Origin of the sequence: Paenibacillus sp. 2KB_20 (genome assembly GCF_052115765.1) — a bacterium.
Taxonomy (GTDB): Bacteria; Bacillota; Bacilli; order Paenibacillales; family Paenibacillaceae; genus Paenibacillus_AQ.
Genome location: NZ_JBFRHH010000009.1, coordinates 206,951 through 223,036 on the forward strand (window position 1 = coordinate 206,951; position 16,086 = coordinate 223,036).

Sequence of the window (16,086 nt, forward strand, 5' to 3'; positions counted from 1 at the left end):
TCGGCAGCCTTCTTCTGTTTGGAATGGATCGATAGGATTTGAATTAACCCTGCGCTATAATTAAATAATCGACATACCGAGATGGAAGGGACCGTGATGGGAATGAAGCAAACCCATAAATCGGGGAGCAAAAGAGGGCCCAAGATCGTCATATGGACCCTGTCTATAATAGCCGTGGTAATCATAGCAGCCAGTGTCATACTGGATTCTCTTACTTACAAGCCGCTTGATGAAGCTAAAGCGGTGTTTCGAAGTGATACGGAAGTCGTCGTCGAACACCTTAAGGACGGCTATCGTTTCGAGCCCGTGGGCGGGGAGGTGATCCAGCCTGACATTATTTTTTATCCGGGTGGATTGGTGGAGCCCGAAAGTTATGCGCCTTTTGCCAAGAGAATGGCGGAGAAGGGGCATCGCGTGTACATTGCATCCATGCCTTTGAATCTCGCCGTGTTCGGACAGAATAAGGCGGATTCCTTCATATCGGAGCATCAAGGGAGCCGTTATGTCATTGGCGGGCATTCTCTAGGCGGCGTTTTTGCTGCGAGATATGCTTCTGAACATACGGATGTCATTGACGGGGTTTACTTCATGGCTTCCTACGCGGATGATGGAGGCAAGCTAAACGGATTAAATATGTCCGCACTTCAGATCACCGGTACGAAGGATGGCATTCTCGATCGAACAGAATGGGAAGCTGCAAGAAAGAATCTGCCGGATGATACAACATACGTGGATATTGCGGGCGGCAATCACGGACAATTCGGTTTTTACGGTTTCCAAAAGGGAGACAACGAAGCTTCCTTAACCCCAGCAGAGCAGTTGATCGAAGTAACGGAAGCTATGGACCTCTGGATCCAGGGCATCGATTTGTTTCAACGCTGAAACTGAAATGTAACCCGATTGAAACTTCTACGTATATAGGTTATAAACATGGGAACATGTTAAACACTTAAAGAAGTTGAGGGATTCCATCTTATGAATGTGGCGTATACAGATTATGCCGATACGGGATATCGGCGGGCTGAACAGAAGGCAGCTCAGTATTTTGCATCACTTTATGTTCAGGTTGAGGAAAAGAGTTATGTGCCGATCCTGACAGAAGACATTCTATTGTGGAAAAGGAAGCATATTCGTCGTCCTTCATGGCTGTCTTTTTTATCGCCGGGAAAGAAGAAACCGGATACCCGGGATTATCATAGATATATCGGATGGCTCCATTATACAGGTGAATTGGATAGTTATTTGGATCGAAGCATTTCCTATATTTATATGAGAGATCTGGGTATGGCTCTGGACTCGCCTGACACGAAGGCCAGAATAGGGCGCGTTGCTCACGATACCAAAAAACTTTTGCTTCGCTCCACCGGCTCGAATGGAGGAGACACGCCGGATTATATGAGTTTGGCCGGGCTGTACCGATGGGCCCAGAAGGAAGGTATCGAAAATGCCGTCATTTGGGTCATCAACAAACTGAAGCATGTGGCGACCCATATTCCGGAGGAGATGGATGCGGACCAAGCCCAACGCAAATTGATCAAAATTATCGTCGGTGTTGTAATGCACGTTATAGAAGATATGAGTGTCGAGACATCGCCCGCAGAACGTTCGGCCCGTCTTGATGATGCCATCCGATTGGGTTATTCCTACGGGTTGACCTATCCTTTTATAGACGATCTGCTCGATTCAGGGGTCTTGAACGATCAGGAGAAGGAACAATACTCCCAAATGATACGACAGGCGCTTCTCACTGGAACGGTTCCGGAGATGGGTCAGTGGAGCGGGAAAAACATGGATCTCGTTCATTTCGTTCATAAGGAGCTTCGAGATGCATTTGAGTATATTCAGGGACACCAATGCCCGGCAACGCAGCAGACTTTTTTTGAGCAGTCTAACGTGTTTTTTTATTCCCAGCATATTGACCGTATTAAGGATCTCGCCAATCCCAATTACAGCAATGAGGAATTATATCTGCCGATCATTCTGAAATCATCGTCCTCCCGATTGATCGTCCGTTCCGTCATCAGCGCGTCGGCGGATGAAGGCTTTGAGGACCGGACATTCTTCTACGGTATCTACAACCAGTTGGCCGATGATTTTGCCGATATGTTCCAGGATATGGAAGACGGAGCGGTAACACCGTACACTTATTATTTAAAATATCGCGGTCAGCGTACGGATCTTATCAATCCTTTTGAAATGTATTGGGCGGTTATCTCTCACCTGATTCATAACGTGTATCACTCGGACGCCAAGACGCGAGAGGTAATGCTGGACCGGGCCATCAATGGCCTGAAGCGTTGTAAAGAACGAGTCGGGGCTGAGAAATATCATGAAATCATGGATATTTTTGCATCTGGGAACCCGGAATTTAATCGGCTCATCCAGCAAATGGTTCTAAAAGCCGATCAGGTGGATTTCTTCGATAAATTGCTGCGGGACCAGATGGTTACGGTGCTCCGAAACGAGCGGAAGGAAAAGGATCTTTTTATCGATACCTTTAAAACCGTTCGGAATGAGATCAACAACAGCTTGCAAATTGCGAAACTCCCTGGCATTCCTCCAATGAAAGAGTCGTTGATTGATGCCGCCAATTATACGCTTGAAGGGGACGGCAAACGTCTAAGACCTACCTTGACTTGGGTCATGGCCGTGAACGAATACGGACTGCGAGCTTCCGCCATCGTGCCTCTGCTAAGGTCGCTTGAATACATGCATACTGCTTCCCTGATATTCGATGATTTGCCGACCCAGGATAACGCCTCTACCCGTAGAGGGCGACCGACCTTGCATCGGGTTCATGATAGCGCCACGGCGGAAATCACCGGTTTGTTCCTGATTCAGAAGGCCATCGAAGAACAATCGTCCCTTGAAGGGTTTGATCCCAAAACGGTGCTGAAGCTGATTCAATATTCGTCCCAGCGGGCTGGAGATATGTGTTCGGGCCAGGCGATGGATTTGAATTCAAAAGGGAAGGCATTGTCCTTGGAGGAGTTGAATACGGTCTGTTATTACAAGACGGGTATCGCGTTTGAGGCATCTCTCGTTATGCCTGCCATCCTTGCTCAGGTGAAGGAGACCGAAATTGCGACACTGAAGAAATTTGCTTACCATGCGGGCATAGCCTTTCAAATCCAGGATGATTTGCTTGATGTGCAGGGGAATTTGGAGCAGCTCGGGAAACCCGGAGGACAGGATGCGGAGAACAACACATCAACCTTTGTGAGCATCTTGGGTCAGGAAGGCGCCAGTCGGGAAATGTGGGAGCATTATTGCCAGGCCATGGAGGCGCTGCAGGAGATGCCGCGCAATACGGCGTTTCTCAAGCATTTATTAAATTACATGGTAAATCGAGATCGTTAAAGTTCTTCTATTATACTGTTCAATGTTGAGAAAATATCCCGTGAGGAAGTGTTGGCGTGAATGCCAGCACTTTTTTTGGTTCCGACATTCGTGTAGGCCCATGCGTGTACATATTATAGCAGTATCGGCGGGTGGACCAACCGGTATTTGCTTTGCGGCTATGTTTCCTGACCGTGTTGCAAGTTTGACACTTCAAAGTGCCGTCACTAAACCCTGGCTCAAACCCCAAGACAAAGAATATAAACTGGGACGTCGTATTTTTAAACCCAGCGTTGAGAAAAAAACGTGGAACATGATTGCATTAATAAACAATATACTACCACGAACTACATTCAAATTAATGCTGCCATCCTTTCCAAGCTCCGTTTTAGTGAAATCCGCGAAAGACTTGATGAGAAATCATTGGAGGAACTTCGAAAAATGAATAACAGACAACGTTCCTATTCTGGATTCCTCATTGATTTGGAACAGTCACAAACCGATTATACGAACGAATTAAGGAGTATTCGTGCACCGACGCTGATCCAGCATAGTAAAAATGATAGTGTTGTCCCCTTAACTCATGTTGAGCAAGCTCAATCTTGTATTCCACTTGCAGAAGCTAACGTGCTCGACTCGTGGGGACATTTGATCTGGATTGGACAACATGCTCGTCATTTTGATGAAAGACTGTTACATTTCTTATCCAGTAACCAAATTTACGAATAAGATTGCATTTCTGTTTTAAACAAATCATTCATCTCATTTTTTTGATAAAAAAGTACAGTTCTTGCTCCAAGGAATTTGGTATGATGACCTCATAGCCAATCCATACAGATAGGGGGCAAAAGAACTTGAAATGCAGAGCGGTGAAATCGTTCAACGCGCCATTGATTATATCGAAGATCATCTAACGGAATCGCTGTCACTCGAGGAAATTGCCGGCGTGGCGGCCATGTCATTGCCCAATTTATACCGATTGTTTCATAGCCTGACGGGACACCCCATCAAGGAGTACATACGTAAACGCAGAATCAACGAAGCCGCCATCTGCTTGCGGGATACCGACTTGCCGACAATCGATATCGGATACCGCTGCGGATTTGAGTCCTACCAGGCATTCATTAAAACCTTCAAGAGGCTCACGGGACTGACTCCAGGACAATACCGGAGATCTCAGTTGGTTTACAGTTTCGAACGGATGAATCTGAATGAATATGTAAGCTATATGGAAGAGCGGGACTTATCAGAACGATTTCCAGAGGTAAGGGTTATCCGTCTGAATCCTCAGCAAGGGATCGGCTATCTGTTTGTTTCCGAGTTTGAGAGTGGCATAGAAACCGTGGCGATTGATCATTTTCGCGAATTATTGTCTTCATACCGTATCGACATGAATGGCTTGAGGCTCTTCGGTTGGAACGTGGATATGGAAGGTGAAACCAAGCCATTCGGTTATCAGCTGCTCGCTGTAGACCTGATGGACCACACCGAGATGATGAAGCATTCGGAGCTATATTCCATAACGCTGGACGGCGGCCTTTATGCAGTAGCTAGATCCCCATCGGTGGCGGAAGACTGTATTCAGAACACCTGGAACCGTTTGTTCTCCGAATGGCTTCCCCGCAGTGTGTTTGAGCAAGGAAAGCATAAATTCATTGAAGAATATGCGCTGAACCGGGATCAAATCGTTCGGATGAAGCTATATCTTCCGGTGGAACGAAGTAAGCTGGTGAAGCGTATTGAAATCGTGGAGTTGTCTTCGCTTAAGGTGATGCGTTTTCGAAGAACGGGTGTAGACTGCGTCAAACAAGCGGATGAAGATTCCATTTCCTGGTTATTTCGTAATGGATTAATTGAAGATTCGCGAATTCGTGTATTCATGCACTGTGACGGTGGACTGCTGGACGAAAGCTCTTTGTACGAGGTTTATATAGCCCCTCCTGAGGAGTTTCTTGCTTCCCATGAAGAAGTCGATCTACAAGTTGAGCTGGAAGGCGGAATGTATGCCTGTCTGGAGTCAGGTGCTTATGGCACAATGACAGGTTTACTTGAAAGAGTGGATCGATGGCTCGCTATGTCAACCGAGTATAGGCCAGATCCAGCGCGCTCTTGGTTTGCGAGTTACTTACCTAAGGAAGAGGCGGACCATGGGATTATCAAAGTGAAGTGTTATGTTCCTGTTCAAATCATGTCATAGGCTTAAGAATGGAGGGAGTTGATGAGCCGATTGCCTATCGAAAAAGTGCAGCCGGAAGGGTATCGTCCGTTTACGACACCCCGCGTGTTAAAAATGATCCATGGAGGCAAAACTATGAACGAACAAATGCAGGATGGTCACAACCATGCACAGGCAAGTCCGATTAAGAACAAAGTAGGCAGCATTTTCATTCCGGTTCGGGATATCGAAAGGTCGCGCAGCTGGTACTGCCGTGTACTCGGAATAGCGGAAGATGATTGCCAGGTGATGAATGGTCATCTATGCCCTTTGCCCATGGAAGGAACGGGCGTGATCCTGGATACCATGCCGAAGTGGGGAGGAGATCAGCCGGGGGGAGCGCCGTCTATCGATACTCCTGCGTTCATGCTGCTGACAGAGGACCTGGAAGGATCATTAACCTACATGAAAAAGCTCGGAGTGGAACTCGTGACGGAAATTGAGCATAATCATTGGTTCGTCGTGAAGGATCCCGATGGCAACAAACTCATGATATGTCGTGAATAAGTATTGACGATATCATGTTGTCTCTAATAACCTGAATCTCCCTGCGAGAGTTCAGGTTATTGTTGTTCCGTCAGACGATAATGGGGAACATAAGGGTGAACTCATCATTACGGTTGCATGTCAACAAAAACTACAAACCGATGAGCGATATTCTACGTCTATAGAGCGGAACGATTGGTGGGAATAACAAATGTGATCGAGGGAAACTCTAAGCAGCGCTTGCAGCCGGCTTTTTTTGATAGGATAGAGATGCATAGATTGTAAAAAAATATAAATTGAGGTTGATAGTGGTATATAATGGTCTTATAATGGAAATGTAAGCGTATTAATTCAAGTGTTATATCCCTCGAACAACAAGTGAATCTACCATCATAGATTGGTTGTATGGCAAACAATGGTGAACAGAAAGAGAGGTGATTCGAAGTTTCAGTAGACGGTTCGCTTTAAGAACAGCTAGAGATGCACTAGTATCCATGAAGCCTTAATCCGATAATAATTAGGAGGGAACATGATGCTAAGAAAAGGAATAAGTGTAGTTATACTGTTCAGTCTTCTGGTCGTTCTATTGCCTGTCAACAAAATCAATGCCGCACCGAACTGGAATTTGGTATGGAGTGACGAGTTCAACGGAACCTCGCTCAATAGAGCCAATTGGACACCGGAAATCGGTACCGGCAGCGGCGGATGGGGAAACAATGAGCTGCAGTATTATACCGACCGGGCACAGAATGTGCAGGTTACTGGCGGTAACCTTGTCATTACAGCGCAGAAGGAATCTTATGGCGGGATGAATTACACTTCTGCCCGGATCAAAACCCAAGACTTGAAGAGCTTTACTTACGGGAAAGTGGAGGCGCGGATCAAGCTGCCTTCGGGTCAAGGCTTGTGGCCGGCGTTTTGGATGCTCGGAAGCAATATCAGTTCGGTTGGCTGGCCGAAAAGCGGAGAAATTGACATTATGGAACGGGTAAACAATAACCCTTACGTGAATGGTACCGTACACTGGGATGCAGGTGGGCATGCCGATTTTGGACGAGTGTCCGGCAATTTGGATTTCTCCCAATTCCATGTCTACAGCATAGAATGGGACTCTAAATATATCCGTTGGTTCGTGGACGGCCAGCAGTTCAATGAGTTCTATATTGAGAATGGAACCGGCAATACCGAGGAATTCCAGCGCCCATTCTTTATATTATTGAATCTGGCAGTCGGCGGAAATTGGCCTGGAAGTCCGAACAATTCCACACCGTTCCCATCGCAGATGCTGGTGGATTATGTACGCGTCTATCAGGACACGGGTGCATCCAACGTGATCAGTGATGGGATTTACACGATCGCTTCCAAGGCGAGCGGCAAAGTGATGGATGTTGTGGATGTCTCCACGGCAAGTGGAGCCAAGATACAGCAATGGACCAACTACGTCGCCAATAATCAAAGGTTCAGAGTAGAAAGCACCGGAGACGGTTACTACAAGCTAACAGCCGTACACAGCGGAAAAGTTCTCGACGTGCCGAGTTCATCCACATCCACTGGCGTTCAGCTGCAGCAATGGGATGATAATGGATCGAATGCGCAGCGATGGAAGATCGTTGATGTGGGCGGAGGGTATTATAAACTTGTGTCCAAGGTGAGCGGACTGGCAGTCGATGTAGCCAGTTCTTCCACAGCAGATGGGGCTGTTGTCCAGCAGTGGACGGACAATGGGACGGATGCACAGAAGTGGTTGTTCACCAAAATTAACTAAACTTGAACAAGCAGCTCCGTGAGGGGCTGCTTGTTTGTGTGAGCTTAACGGAAGCATGGAATGGATTATGCTCGGCGGGGCCAAGGAGGCAGGGAGAAGCGGGGAACGATTGAATTAGGGGAATATGCCGATTGTTAATGGGAAAATCGGTTATACGCAGTAACTTATCCAATCGAGCAGTCCAGCAATGGACTTGCTCGATTTGTCTGTATGGTTGATTTTTACTGACATGAAGATGGGGTATTGACTTGAGCCTTGCTTCACGACATGGTATATTGTGAAGTTACCGGCAAATTCGTCGTGCAAAATGAGGGGATGATCTTAAGCTGAACGCAAGTGAAGATGAGAGACCATGGTAGTTATCCGGATTAACATTCAAACCATATGATATTACGGCTGAAATCGTTGGTTAATGTCAAAAACAGGTGGCGCAACTGCGTTGTTGTTTCATATATTTAAAGAGACTGAAGAGTCGAAGAAGGGAGGAAGCCAATGAACTTAAAATGGAAGTCATATCTCCCGCTGCTATGGATCCTGGCCATTCCTGTGCTCAACATTTTTTATGGTGTCTTAAACCATGCACATACGCCAGTAAAAAGCCTAGTGACGGATCTTGACACCGTGATTCCGTTTGTACCGATATTCATTATACCTTATCTGGTATGGTACCCTTTTATCATTATCATGCTGTTTTTGTTCTGTGCCAGAGATCGCAATGTGTATTATCGAACACTGTTGACCCAGTGTATTGGACTAATTGCCTGTTACATTATCTTTTTCTTGTTCCAGACGACGGTAGAGCGACCGCCACTGGGCATAGGGGTTCTTGATTGGTTTGTAAACCTGGTGTATAGTACCGACAATCCCTACAACTGTTTCCCAAGCATCCATGTCCTGACCAGTTACTTGATGATAAAAGGGGCAGCAGCTAGTGCAGGCTTTACAAATAAAGATCGGGTTGTCGTGCATATCATTGCTTGGTCGATCATTGTTTCCACGCTATTCGTGAAACAGCATGTCCTGCTGGACGTGGTTGGTGCCATCGCATTAGTTGAGATTCTGTGGTTTGGGGTAGGAAAATTATTTTCAGCACTCCGGGCTAAGGATAGGGGAGTTATCGTCCGCGGGGAGAATACGTAGGAGCAATGAAAGTCCGGATGGAACGATAGCCGTTTAGTTTGAAGCATTATGCACGAAACAGATCGATAAGTGCCGTATTTATAGGAAAGATGCCGTCATCGTATACAGTGATTATGAGATCCGGAGATCAGAAATTGGTTGAGGAAATTGCGCATGTTTGTTTTTGATGGGTAGAAACTTAAGGAGAAGAACGGGAAGCCACTGGTGGGATTTACATGTCTATGCAAATGTCCGAAGTAATGTTCAGTCAGCTTATTTCGGACATGAAGGATAGGATGCCGCTGGATTTACATAAGGGTGAGACGTTAGAGGCAGAGTCGTTGATCGTTCACAGGCTGTAGGTGCTGCATGATTTGATGGAAGCGAAGCTGAGTGATCATCTTCATCCCCTCCGTTTTATTGCGACGAATAAGGAGCTGTTCTCCGATCTCTACACGCAGTTGTTCCAATGGAACAACGAGTATAAAGATGATTCCATGACTGGCCGGATCCAACATGTTTTGGGCTGCGATCACCTGTTGTTGAATCAATACATATTATTAAGAACGAGAATGGAAATGACGATACACCGGGAAATGGAACTGGAAGCACTGCGACTTCAGCCATAAATTGGTTCCAACAGGTATCGATTGGAGTAACAGCTCCTGAAATCAGCCGAGTTTTCCGAAAATTTTATAAATAAGGTTTACCACCGAAATGGTTTTATATATAATAATCATAACAAATGCGATGAAGAGACGAGTAAATAAACGAATTCTTGTACAGAGAGCTCCGGCAGCTGAAAAGGGGCAAAGCGTTCTTTATTGAAAAAAGACTCAGAGCAGCACATGGAACCCTCATATAGAGGAGGATGGTGTGCCAGGAGCTCCTGTTACAGAGCTAGAGTATCTGCATTACCGTGTAATGCCGTACTCGATGAGGCGAATATGGTGACATATTGGCAAATTTGGGGTGGTACCGCGAGTATAACAATCTCGTCCCTAAGACTTATGGTCTTGGGGGTGGGATTTTTTTATATCACAAGAAAGATGAAGATTCTAGGTAGGAAGCCTACACGAATCGCGCCGGATTGAATAGTTATCTAGATAAGCTCATTTACTGCATGCTTTTGTCCGTACGGTTGATCAGAGTCGATGTATGGGGAACATGACGCCACGATTGAAAGGATATGAGTAACGAATGTCAGAAAAACTTAAAGTCGGTATTGTTGGTGGAACGGGTATGGTGGGTCAACGTTTTATGCAATTGCTGGATGGGCATCCATGGTTTGAAGTCACTTCCATTTCAGCCAGCAGAAATTCAGCCGGCAAAACGTATGAAGAATCCGTTCAGGGCCGCTGGAAGCTTGCGACGCCAATCCCCGAGCAGGTGAAAGACATTATCGTGCAGGATGCTTCGCAAGTGGAACAGGTAGCAGCTGAGGTTGATTTTGTTTTTTGCGCGGTTGATATGAAGAAGAATGAGATACAGGCATTGGAAGAAGCTTATGCCAAAACGGGGACGCCCGTCATTTCCAATAATTCCGCTCATCGCTGGACGCCTGACGTTCCGATGGTCATCCCGGAAATTAATCCGAGTCATATAGACGTGATTGCCGCACAGCGCAAACGTCTGGGAACGACAACCGGGTTCATCGCGGTGAAGCCGAATTGCTCCATTCAGAGTTATGTACCGGCGCTTCACGCTCTGCTTGACTACAAACCCACCCAAGTTGTTGCCTCCACCTATCAGGCGATTTCCGGTGCCGGTAAGAACTTCACCGATTGGCCGGATATGCTGGACAATGTGATACCGTATATCGGCGGGGAGGAAGAGAAGAGCGAGCAGGAGCCGCTGCGCATTTGGGGCAGCGTTGTGAACGGTGAGATCGTAAAAGCCCAATCGCCATTGATTACGACGCAGTGCATTCGCGTTCCCGTAACCGATGGCCACTTAGCCACCGTGTTTGCATCGTTCGAGAACAAACCTTCGAAGGATGAAATCCTGGACCGCTGGCGGCAGTTTAAGGGAAGACCGCAAGAGCTGAATCTCCCAAGTGCGCCTAAGCAGTTCATTACGTATTTCGAAGAAGAGAATCGGCCGCAGACGAAGCTGGACCGTGATATCGAGCGCGGCATGGGCGTATCGGTAGGCAGACTGCGCGAGGATTCCCTCTACGATTACAAATTCGTAGGACTCTCACATAATACGCTGCGCGGTGCGGCAGGTGGAGCTGTTCTAATCGCCGAACTGCTGAAAGCCGAAGGTTATATTCAAGCGAAATAATAACCATACTCGTTTAAGACAAAGGCGACTGCTTGATGCAGTCGCCTTTTTTTTATGCATTGTTCATGGTTCGTACATTGACGAAGTTCGTATTTATCGTATATAGTGTAATTCGCGCTTCAATGCAAAGAAGCAAAGAAGCAAAGAAGCCGAAAAGCATAAAAGCGAAAAAGCTCGTCGATATAAAACAAGCGGACGGGAAGGAGCTCCCGTCACGACCATGTATAAGGAGTCTTAGCACCATGGAACGACATCTCAGTTTCTCAAAAAGCATCATTCTTATAGCGGTTATACTGGCAGTACTATTTGTCTCCATTTTTCTTCTTAAGGCAGAGCCGCATATTCCGCTCCTGGCAACGACCGTGGGTATCGCCGCCTTACTGCGGTTGTTCGGGTTTTCTTGGAAGCAGCTCGAATCCGCGATCATTCAAGGCATTCAAACGGCGATTATGCCGATTCTCATCCTTTCGCTCATCGGCATTCTCATTGCAGTATGGATGATGAGCGGTACCGTCCCGACCATTTTATACTATGGAATGGATTATATTGAACCGCATTATTTTGCCGTGAGCGCTTTATACGTGACGATCGTGGTGTCGATGTTTACCGGAAGCTCCTTCACGACAGTCAGTACGGTTGGCGTGGCTTTCATGGGGATTGCTGTAACGACCGGGATTTCTCCGGCCTTGGCAGCAGGAGCGGTGATCTGCGGGGCTTGTTTCGGGGATAAAATGTCGCCGCTGTCCGACACAACGAACTTTGCTCCGGCGGTAGCCGGCATATCCTTGTTCACCCACATTGGCAATATGATCTACACCACGGTGCCGGCACTAATCGTGACAACGGTCTTTTTCCTGCTTGCACCAACGGCGAATACCCTGGATTTAACCTCGATAAATCAAATCAAGGCTGCTCTGAATGACGGATTCCATATTCATTGGCTAACGTTGCTATCGCCGCTTGCGGTCATTGCCTGTTCCATCAAGCGGATTCCGATCCTCCCTACACTCATTGTCGGCATTGTTACCGGACTCATCGTAACGGCCTTCGTTCAGCAGCAGTCGGCAGTCGATGTTTGGTTCAGCGTCATGCAGAGCGGCTACAAGAGCACGATAGCCAACGAAACCGTGGCTTCCATTGTCAATCGCGGCGGATTGCAATCGATGATGGGGTCCGTATCGCTGATATTGATTGCGTTATCCTTGGGAGGGCTGCTTCAGCATTGCGGCGTCATTGAAGCCTTCTTCCGCAAAGTCATGCAGCCGCTGAAGCGGAAGAGCAGTATTGTCCTGATGACAGGGGCATCCTCCATTGCGGTAAATGGCATGACGGGCGAACAATATTTATCGATCCTATTACCTGGTCAAATGTTCAAGGAGGAATATGTCCGCCGAGAAATTCCGGCGAAGACGTTGTCCCGTACATTGGAGGATTGCGGTACGCTTGTTAACCCACTGATTCCATGGGGGGTAAGCGGCGCCTTCTTCGCTGCTACGCTTGGAATTCCGGTCATTGAATATGCGCCGTACGCAACTTTCTTGTGGTTAAGCCCGCTCTTCACGTTTGCCTATGCCTTGATACCGCGATTGCAGCGGAACTCGCTTGGCAGGAAGATTTAAGGATTACCCAATAAACATAGATCAAGTGCTTGACCTTGCCTCCTGGATAGGGGGGCAGGGTCTTTTTGATTATAGCGATTCATACCCAACCTGTTCTTTGATTTATTTGATACGATGGATATATGCAAGCCAACATCGTAGATTCATTTCTTAAGGGAGGGATATAAGCATGAATCATTGGATAAATAAAGCGCCAACCGCTACGACGCTGATGAAATTGCATGTTCAGGCGATGTTTACGCATGACCGGGATATGCGAATTCGCACCATCAACGAGCCTTGGCCGGGAGAGGAGCCTGCCCCCAGGTTTTTCCTAGGTCGAACTATAGACGGCTCCGCGATCTGCAGGTTTCGCCATGACGTTCCCGAAAGAATTGCCGGGCAATTGAAGGCGCTGGTTGAAGATGAGCCGATCGTAAATGATGAAGTTCAGACGAAGCCTAAACATTTTGCGGCTTATATGAATCTCCTTCATACTGAGCACTACACGAGCGGACCCTGTTATCGGATACCTGACATAACAACGCCGGCCAAACAGACGGTATGGATCACTCGAGAAAATATGAACGAATATTCGCTCACCGGTTTTGAATGGCTGATCACGGAAATCGATTATGGCCAGCCTTGTGTAGCGCTCGTTCATGAGAACAGGCTGGTGTCGGTTTGCCGCAGCGTTCGGATTTCAAAAGGAGCACACGAAGCCGGGCTTGAGACGTTAGAGGAATTTCGCGGAAGAGGTTATGCGGCTGCCGTTGTTGCGGGATGGGCCATCGAGGTGCGTAAGGTGGGCGCGCTGCCGTTGTACAGCACTTTATGGGAAAATAACGCTTCCCGGAGAGTGGCAAGTAAATTAGCATTGTCCTATTACGGGGTTAATTTCACAATCAGATGAATGCTGGGCGACATAGACTACTTTTACTAAAGGAAGCCATAAAGAAATCCCTCAAAAAATTTGAGGGGATGAAGTGAACCATGATTATGTTAATGGTTAGCTCGAGCTGCCTCTTTTGTTCTTATAATAGCCATGACCTTGGTTGCCATGCCTGTGTCTGTAATCAGACGAGGAACCTTTACGACGCGAATAGCCATGACTGCTGCTGTATTTTCTGCCATAATTCTTTGCGGAACTGCTGTAACGCTTACGGCCCTGACTATGGGATGTAGAGTGGAGAAGCTTGTTCATGATCTTTCTTAACATGCAAAACATCCTCCTTTCTTGTTCGTAATCATTCCATATAATTTAATCGGATCGTAACATAAATGAAACCCCATAATCAAATTAAAGGCTGCCCTTCTTATCCGAGGGGTGGCTTCTTGCATTAGCGAGCGACTGCAGCTCGTGCATGAACTGTAAAGAGCTTGAGTAAGGTTCACTCAATTGCAGCAAGCGTTTGATCATATTCTGCAATTCAATCGAGAGATGCAGTTCTTCCTGCCAGCTTCGCTCCACGACTGCGCTCCGTTTGTTATCCGGTTCGTAGGTGGAATAGAGCATGAACAACATAAAGTGACCAATGTCCCGAAGATCCTCGCTTTCCTTCGAATCCTTGTATTTTACAGAGGACGCCGAGCTGTTCCGCTTGAACTTTTTTCGTGCAGGTACTTGGAGCGGAGGGGGTTCACCGATCCTTCTCGCTAGTCCAAAATCAATAACATTGATCCTGCCATCCTTAAAGAGGACGTTAGGAATCCGCAGATCAAGATGAACATAGCCTTGCTCGTGTATGTATCGGACTAGCTTCAGAAGCTGCAGCGTGATTTCGATGCATTCGTCTTCTTCGTATTTCATATCTTGTTCAAATATCAAATCTTCAAGCGTATCACCGTTCATATAAGACATGACCAAATAACAATTGCGGTTGTTCGCGAAGAAATCCCGATATGCCGGAATTTGTGGATGCTGAAGGGATCTTAATACTGCTGCCTCTCGATTCAGCAATTGTCTGGCATAATGGCCTTTGCTGGGTCTTGACTGTTTGACCGCCACCACACTTCCGCTTTGTTGATCAAAGCATTGGTACAGGATGCCGTAACTTCCTTCCCCAATCATCTGTTGAATGGTATAACGATTCCCCAGCACCGTATTTTCTTCAGCCGGGTAATCCCGCCAAGCGCTTATAAAGGAGCTAAGGTATGAGAAAAAACGCATATCGATTCCAAATCTCTCCTTTGGGTTGGTCCCTCTATATTGTTAGAGCAAGTGCGATCCCTTGTTGTCGTACATTATAAGCTTTTTGATAGGATTATACGAGTAGAGGGTATATTCGATCGGATTAGGGTGAACCTCAGCTAGTCAATCGATATCCACTCGATCTTTCCTATAATCTAGCGGCGATAAGCCGTTAAGTTGCCGGAACAGCTTCGAAAAATAATGGATGGAAGAGAAGCCGTGCTTCTCGGCGATCTCCGTGATGCTGATGTTCGTATTGCGCAGATCCTCCTTGGCCCGATTGATGCGGAAGTGGTTAATGTATTGGGTCGGCGGCAAGCCCGTCGATCTTCTGAACAATTCGAAAAAATAACCTCTGCTGATCCGAAGTTCCTCGTAATACGACTCCAATGGACGCAGCTTGCCGTGCAGGATATCCTGATCCAGTCGCTCCAGTAATTTGTTCATTCTATGATCGGGAATGGCCTCATCCTGCAATGCGAATGCAAGAAAATACTCGATGAATTGCAGGAAATGGCTTTGTGTCCTTACGCTCCGCATGTAGGTATGCTCATTCTCGAACTGGTTCCCGGTGTAGAATTTTTCAAACAGGTCGCTCCATACGTGGATCTTCTCAACTTTCATGAGCTCAGGTATGGCATAGGGAAAAGAAGGGCCTACATAGGAAGGAATCAGCTGGGCAGTGTCATAACAGATCACGCTGGGATGATCGGCCAAAGCCCGGCGGTCCACATAGGACCAGTCGAAATAACAGCAGACATGTACCATGGGATCCTGGCTGTCCGCTATCCAATCATGCGGCTGCCCAGCCGGTATATATACAAGGGAACCCGGCTCGGTATGATATGTGCGGCCTTTGGTGCGAATGATGCCTCTACCCTCGGTAATTAGATAAAGTGATGACGAATAGCAGTGCCGGTTGTTATTGCTTTGACCTTTGGAAAAGGGATACCGTGTCGCATAAAACACATAGGAATGGAAGACGGCAAAATCCACGTATTTATATCCACATCCTTATAAGATAAGATTCTATAGATATTCGCATGACGATTGTACAAAAGCCTGACGTTTATGTAAATACAGCGAT

The 16,086-nt window shown here is 46.9% G+C and carries 15 protein-coding genes and 1 other annotated feature; of the genes, 12 read left to right on the plus strand and 3 right to left on the minus strand.

Annotated elements, in window-relative coordinates:
* Positions 1-96 precede the first annotated feature (96 nt).
* The 12 genes from AB4124_RS24325 to aac(2')-IIb all read left to right on the plus strand — a co-directional run bounded on the left by AB4124_RS24325 (position 97) and on the right by aac(2')-IIb (position 13,721).
* A complete protein-coding gene (locus AB4124_RS24325; protein ID WP_441974460.1) occupies positions 97-882 on the plus strand; it encodes an alpha/beta hydrolase in 786 nt (261 codons plus the stop codon).
* A 93-nt stretch (positions 883-975) separates the two neighbouring features.
* Positions 976-3,360 carry a polyprenyl synthetase family protein gene (locus AB4124_RS24330; RefSeq protein ID WP_441974461.1) on the plus strand — a complete coding sequence of 795 codons (2,385 nt, stop codon included), beginning with the start codon at positions 976-978 and terminating at the stop codon, positions 3,358-3,360.
* A gap of 420 nt (positions 3,361-3,780) precedes the next feature.
* Entirely contained in the window at positions 3,781-4,068 is a 288-nt protein-coding gene (locus AB4124_RS24335; RefSeq protein ID WP_441974462.1) for an alpha/beta fold hydrolase, read from the plus strand.
* 130 nt (positions 4,069-4,198) lie between these two features.
* Complete coding sequence (locus tag AB4124_RS24340; RefSeq protein WP_441974463.1) at positions 4,199-5,536, plus strand: helix-turn-helix domain-containing protein; 1,338 nt, start codon at positions 4,199-4,201, stop codon at positions 5,534-5,536.
* A gap of 114 nt (positions 5,537-5,650) precedes the next feature.
* The gene (locus AB4124_RS24345) at positions 5,651-6,061 is read left to right on the plus strand and encodes a VOC family protein (protein ID WP_076323605.1); all 411 of its coding nucleotides are present in this window, start codon (positions 5,651-5,653) and stop codon (positions 6,059-6,061) included.
* 508 nt (positions 6,062-6,569) lie between these two features.
* The gene (locus AB4124_RS24350; RefSeq protein WP_430107339.1) at positions 6,570-7,805 is read left to right on the plus strand and encodes an RICIN domain-containing protein; all 1,236 of its coding nucleotides are present in this window, start codon (positions 6,570-6,572) and stop codon (positions 7,803-7,805) included.
* 492 nt (positions 7,806-8,297) lie between these two features.
* Positions 8,298-8,945, plus strand: a complete 648-nt coding sequence (locus AB4124_RS24355) for a phosphatase PAP2 family protein (RefSeq protein WP_441974464.1) — start codon at positions 8,298-8,300, stop codon at positions 8,943-8,945.
* Positions 8,946-9,160: 215 nt separating this feature from the next.
* Positions 9,161-9,286, plus strand: a complete 126-nt coding sequence (locus tag AB4124_RS24360; RefSeq protein ID WP_256720570.1) for a hypothetical protein — start codon at positions 9,161-9,163, stop codon at positions 9,284-9,286.
* A gap of 12 nt (positions 9,287-9,298) precedes the next feature.
* The gene (locus tag AB4124_RS24365) at positions 9,299-9,553 is read left to right on the plus strand and encodes a hypothetical protein (RefSeq protein WP_441974465.1); all 255 of its coding nucleotides are present in this window, start codon (positions 9,299-9,301) and stop codon (positions 9,551-9,553) included.
* A gap of 112 nt (positions 9,554-9,665) precedes the next feature.
* Positions 9,666-9,930 (plus strand) — a binding site (T-box leader).
* A gap of 194 nt (positions 9,931-10,124) precedes the next feature.
* Positions 10,125-11,210, plus strand: coding sequence for an aspartate-semialdehyde dehydrogenase (gene asd, locus AB4124_RS24370; protein ID WP_379409301.1), 1,086 nt, complete (start codon positions 10,125-10,127; stop codon positions 11,208-11,210).
* 242 nt (positions 11,211-11,452) lie between these two features.
* Positions 11,453-12,829 carry a Na+/H+ antiporter NhaC gene (gene nhaC / locus AB4124_RS24375; RefSeq protein WP_430107343.1) on the plus strand — a complete coding sequence of 459 codons (1,377 nt, stop codon included), beginning with the start codon at positions 11,453-11,455 and terminating at the stop codon, positions 12,827-12,829.
* Positions 12,830-12,998: 169 nt separating this feature from the next.
* Positions 12,999-13,721 carry a kasugamycin N-acetyltransferase AAC(2')-IIb gene (gene aac(2')-IIb / locus AB4124_RS24380; RefSeq protein WP_430107344.1) on the plus strand — a complete coding sequence of 241 codons (723 nt, stop codon included), beginning with the start codon at positions 12,999-13,001 and terminating at the stop codon, positions 13,719-13,721.
* Between the two features lie 96 nt (positions 13,722-13,817).
* Here aac(2')-IIb and AB4124_RS24385 read toward each other — a convergent pair whose 3' ends face one another.
* The 3 genes from AB4124_RS24385 to AB4124_RS24395 form a co-directional block, all read right to left on the minus strand.
* Positions 13,818-14,027 carry a hypothetical protein gene (locus AB4124_RS24385; RefSeq protein ID WP_430107346.1) on the minus strand — a complete coding sequence of 70 codons (210 nt, stop codon included), beginning with the start codon at positions 14,025-14,027 and terminating at the stop codon, positions 13,818-13,820.
* Between the two features lie 81 nt (positions 14,028-14,108).
* Positions 14,109-14,978, minus strand: a complete 870-nt coding sequence (locus AB4124_RS24390) for a serine/threonine protein kinase (RefSeq protein WP_430107347.1) — start codon at positions 14,976-14,978, stop codon at positions 14,109-14,111.
* Between the two features lie 144 nt (positions 14,979-15,122).
* Positions 15,123-15,995, minus strand: coding sequence for an AraC family transcriptional regulator (locus AB4124_RS24395; protein ID WP_441974466.1), 873 nt, complete (start codon positions 15,993-15,995; stop codon positions 15,123-15,125).
* Positions 15,996-16,086: the final 91 nt, after the last annotated feature.